At 72.4% G+C, this 4,385-nt stretch carries 6 protein-coding genes (1 of these 6 only partly in view); 3 read left to right on the top strand and 3 right to left on the bottom strand.

The features are described 5' to 3' along the window. The coding region (gene rarD, locus D471_RS0124445) for an EamA family transporter RarD (RefSeq protein ID WP_017601048.1) at positions 1–798 on the bottom strand (798 nt) is incomplete at its 3' end. 99 nt (positions 799–897) lie between these two features. Here rarD and msrA point away from each other — a divergent pair. After that, positions 898–1,563: a peptide-methionine (S)-S-oxide reductase MsrA gene (msrA, locus tag D471_RS0124440; protein ID WP_017601047.1), complete on the top strand. Its 666-nt coding sequence runs from the start codon at positions 898–900 to the stop codon at positions 1,561–1,563. After that, positions 1,530–1,844 (top strand): hypothetical protein, encoded by a 315-nt coding sequence (locus D471_RS0124435; RefSeq protein WP_017601046.1) that lies wholly within the window; start codon positions 1,530–1,532, stop codon positions 1,842–1,844. The genes msrA and D471_RS0124435 overlap by 34 nt, the downstream gene beginning before the upstream one ends. 9 nt (positions 1,845–1,853) lie before the next feature. Here D471_RS0124435 and D471_RS0124430 read toward each other — a convergent pair whose 3' ends face one another. Together D471_RS0124430 and D471_RS0124425 are read right to left on the bottom strand one after the other, a co-directional pair. Further along, positions 1,854–3,029, bottom strand: coding sequence for an MFS transporter (locus D471_RS0124430; protein ID WP_017601045.1), 1,176 nt, complete (start codon positions 3,027–3,029; stop codon positions 1,854–1,856). Between the two features lie 130 nt (positions 3,030–3,159). Then, positions 3,160–3,960, bottom strand: a complete 801-nt coding sequence (locus tag D471_RS0124425; RefSeq protein WP_017601044.1) for an alpha/beta fold hydrolase — start codon at positions 3,958–3,960, stop codon at positions 3,160–3,162. Positions 3,961–4,109: 149 nt separating this feature from the next. Here D471_RS0124425 and D471_RS35985 point away from each other — a divergent pair, with 149 nt between their 5' ends. Next, positions 4,110–4,385 carry the 5' end (the start) of an AraC family transcriptional regulator gene (locus D471_RS35985; RefSeq protein ID WP_017601043.1) on the top strand. Its footprint extends 627 nt past the window's final position, so 276 of the gene's 903 nt are visible here — the first part of the coding sequence; its start codon is at positions 4,110–4,112; the stop codon falls past the right edge of the window.

Raw genomic sequence — 4,385 nt, 5'->3', positions numbered from 1 at the left:
CGGCGGCATCTCCTCGTTCTGGATGAGCCAGCCGATGAGGAAGATCATCGAGGGCGCGATGTACTGGAGCATGCCGATGACGTTCAGCGGCACCCGCCGGGCGGCCACGCCGAACAGCAGCAGGGGGAGGGCGGTGACGAAGCCGCCGCCGACCAGCAGCGCCGTATGGCCGGGGGAGACGGAGAACATCGTGCCGTCCCCGGTCAGCTCCAGGTAGACGACGTAGCCGAGGGCGGGCGGGAACATGATGAGGGTCTCGACGGTGAGACTCTGCATGCCGTCGAGGTCGACGTACTTCTTGACCGCGCCGTAGGCCGCGAAGGACGACGCCATGAGCAGGGACAGCCACGGGGCGGCGCCGTAGGCGACGGTCATGACCACGACGGCCAGGGCGCCCAGGCCGACCGCGACCCACTGGGTGGTGCGCAGGCGTTCGGAGAAGACGAGCACACCGAGGCAGACCGCCATCAACGGGTTGATGAAGTAGGCGAGCGAGGCCTGGAGGGTCTCCTGGATGGACACCGAGTAGATGAACCCCCACCAGTTGATCCCGATGAGGACGGCCCCGGCCGCGACCGGGAGGAGTCGGCGCGGGCTGCGCAGGAGGGGGAGCAACCAGCCCCAGCCGCGTCGGGCGAGGAGGAGGAAGACGCACATCGCGAGGAGTGACCACACCATGCGGTGGGCGAGGACCTCGCTGGGTTCGGAGGCGGAGAGGAAGGGCCAGTAGAGGGCCGCGAAGCCCCACAGGAGGAAGGCGCTCGCACCGATGGCGACGCCGCGGTTGGATTCGGGCACGACCCCTATCGTAGGACGAACCCATCTCCGTGTCCCGGGGGATTTTCCGACTGTGGACGGACCCGTGCGGTGCCGCCCCGCCGCGACTACCCTGGACGCATGTTCGGTTCGAAGACGACCATGGTCGATCCGGCGCGCGCCCTGCCCGGCCGGGACGCCCCGATGCCGGTGCCCGCGCAGCACACCGTCCTGGGCACGCCGCTCACGCCGCCCTACCCGGAGGGGTACGAGGTCGCCGACGTGGCGATGGGCTGCTTCTGGGGCGCCGAACGGACGTTCTGGCGCCTGGGCGCGGAGCGGGGGGTGTTCACCACCGCCGTGGGTTACGCGGGCGGGTACACGCCCAACCCCACCTATGAGGAGGTGTGCTCGGGGCTGACCGGCCACACCGAGATGGTGCGCGTGGTCTTCGACCCCGAGCGGATCACCTACGCCGAGGTCCTCAAGGTGTTCTGGGAGGGCCACGACCCCACCCAGGGCATGCGCCAGGGCAACGACGTGGGCACGCAGTACCGGTCGGCGATCCTGTACCACGACGACGCCCAGCGCGCCGCGGCCGAGGCCACCCGGGACGCCTTCCAGCCGGTCCTCACCCGGGCCGGGTACGGGCCGATCACCACGCAGATCGCGCCGCTGCGGGCGTTCTACTTCGCCGAAGACTACCATCAGCAGTACCTGTCCGACGCCAAGAACCCCGGCGGCTACTGCGGGATCGGCGGAACGGGCGCGTCGTGTCCGATCGGCGTGGCCGGGGCGGAGTCCTGACCGAGCTGGAACTGCTGTGGGCCGAGCACCTCTCGGCCCCCTTCCCGGACCTCGGGTCGGTCGGGCGCGTGACGGACACCGAACTCCCGTACCTCGACGCCGCGGTGGCCGGTTTCGTCTCGTCCTACCTGGCCGACGGCCTCCTCGACGCGGCGGCCGTGGCCGGGATGGACCGGTCCCGCCACGAACTCCGGGCTGCCGTGGCCGCCCTCCGGGGAGAGGCGGCCGTCTCCTTCGGTCGCCTGCTGCGCATGACCGACCTCATCCTCGGGGACGACTGACGCGTGCGGCTACCGGGCGGTGAGGGCGGCCGCGAACAGGACGGTGGCCGAGACCAGCAGCGCTCCCGGAGCGCCGACCGACCCGGCCACCCCCGCGGCGGCCGCGGGGATGGCGACCTGACCGAGCCGGTTCCCCCAGATACGCAGGGCCAGCGCCGATCCGCGCGCCCCCGGCGGGGCGGTCGTGGCGACCTCCGCCATGGTCAGGGGCTGGCCCAGGCCGAGCAGGAAACCGCCGGCCGTCAGCACCGCCCCGAGCAGCACCGGACCGCCCCCGGGCACGGCCACCAGCGCCATCGACACCCCGGCCACCGCCGTGCTCGCCACGATCAGGTTCCCGCGCGACCAGCGCCCCAGCAGCCAGGGCAGGCACAGGCGCGAGACCAGGGAGGCCCCGGCGCGCAGGCTCAGCAGCACGCCCACGTACATGGGCGAGATGCCCCGGCTCTCGGCGATCAGCGGCAGGTAGGCCGTGAGGATGTCCACCGCCGAGAGCAGGGACAGGCTGGCCAGGAGCGCCGCGGTCATCCGGCGTCCCCGCAGGATCTGGCGCGTCCCGACGGCCGGGGCGCGATCCTGGTCGGCGTGCGCCGGGGAACGCAGCGACAGCAGGGGGAGGATCCCCACGGCTCCCAGCACCGCCATGGCGCAGGCGACCCACAGCGCGGTCGAGGTGGCCGGGAGGAGGTCCGGCCCGGAGGCGTCGGCGAGGACTGCTCCGGAGATCAGCGGACCGGCGAGCTGGCCCAGGGAGGCTGCGGCGGTGTACCAGCCGAAGTCGCGGTCCATGTGTTCCGGGGGTGAGAACCGGGCGACCAGCCCCTGCCCGGCGATCATGCACAGCAGGTGGCCCGCACCGACCACGGTGCTGGCCAGGGCGAGGGTGACCAGCCCGGTCGCGGCGGCCAGGAACAGGCTTCCCGCCGCCAGGACCACCGCGCCCAGACCCACGATCCAGGCCGTCCGCCGCGCGCGGTCGGTCGCCCGGCCCAGCGGGACGGCCATGAGGAGCGGGAGGAGCGCGTAGGCTGCGGTGACCAGCCCGACCGCGACGGCGTCCCCGCCCACGGCGATGGTCCGGTAGGAGATCAGCGGCCGGGCCAGGTTGAGGGCGGTGTGCGCGAACACCACGCTCACCAGGAGGAACCACAGCCAGCGCCGTCCCGTTGGCCCCGCTTCCCCCATGACACGCTCCCTCCGCCGCCCCGAGTGCCGGGGACGGCAGAGGATCATCCCATGTCGTCACGGCGCCTCTTCGAGGCACCCCTTCCTTGCCGGGGCGAGGCTCGGCGACCGCGCGGGTCCGAACACGTCGTCACACCGACCGCCTCGCGTGGGCGACGAGGAGCTCGGCGACCTCCTCGGGACGCTCCAACGCCACGGAGTGCCCCGCCCCCGCCACGGTCTCCTCCCGCCCCCCGGACGCGGCGGCGATGTTGCGGCCCGAGATCGGTTGCGGGTAGGCGTGGTCCTCCGCCCCGGCGACGGCCAGCACGGGCACCGGGCAGTCGGCGAGCTCCTCGTGGATACGGGTGCGGTGGATGACCTGGTGGGCGCAGTCCCCGATCGACGGCCCCAGCGCGACCATCCTCTCCCGCCAGCGCTCGACCACCGGTCCGCCCGCGGCGAGCGTGGCGTCACCGAACATGATGTGCATCAGTGTGTCCACCTGCGGCGCTCCGCCGTGCTCTCCGAGCGCGGCGACGAGGGGTGCGAACTCGTCCAGCTTGTACTCCTCCTCGCAGGACGAGCCGAGCGCGGCCACGGTGCGCACCAGGTCGGGATGCCGGGCTGCCAGGCGGAGGGCCACGAAACCGCCCATGGAGTTGCCCACCGCGTGTACCCGGCCCAGGTCCAGCGCGCGGATCAGCGCCGCGGCGTCCTCGGTGAGCGCGTCCATCGACAGCTCCTCGACCGACCCGGCGGGCGAGCTGGACCCCTGTCCCCGGTGGTCGAAGGCGACCGTTCGATAACCCGAGCCGGTGAGGATGTCGGCCAGCGGGTCGAACATGCGGTGGTCGAAGAAGAGCGAGTGGCTGAGGAGGAACACCTCTCCCTCGGCCGGTCCGCGGTCCTGGTAGGCGATCCGAGCGCCGTCGATCTCGATGTGCTGCACGGTTGTCAACTCCGTCCTGCCCGGTGGGGGTGTGATATCCGCAACTGCGGCCGTATTCTCACCGTAGGGATCCGGCGGTCGGGGGTCCTACGGTCGCGCGCAGTCGGCTGACGGAAGCGCGCACGCCGTCGAGGAACAGCGGGAGCGCGATGAGTTCACCCGGATACGTCGCAACGGCGGCCGACACCAGTTCCGTGCCCCACCCCGACCGGACCGGCTACTGGCGCGACCACGTGGTGCGCAACCACGGCAGGCTGCGATTCGCCTTCCGGGAGCCCGACCTCTTCGCGGGGGGCACCCGCGTCCAGCGCGGAGCCGACCTGCAGCTGGTCGATTTCTGGTCGTCCGCGGTCGCCTACGAGCGGCCGCCCGGCGAACAGGACGGCGACGACAGCCTGCGGGTCGTGATTCCCACCCAGGGGGCT

This window comes from Nocardiopsis lucentensis DSM 44048 (genome assembly GCF_000341125.1).
Taxonomy (GTDB): Bacteria; Actinomycetota; Actinomycetes; order Streptosporangiales; family Streptosporangiaceae; genus Nocardiopsis; species Nocardiopsis lucentensis.
The sequence above is the reverse complement of the archived record's forward strand: the minus strand, read 5'-3'. Positions and strand labels throughout refer to the sequence as shown.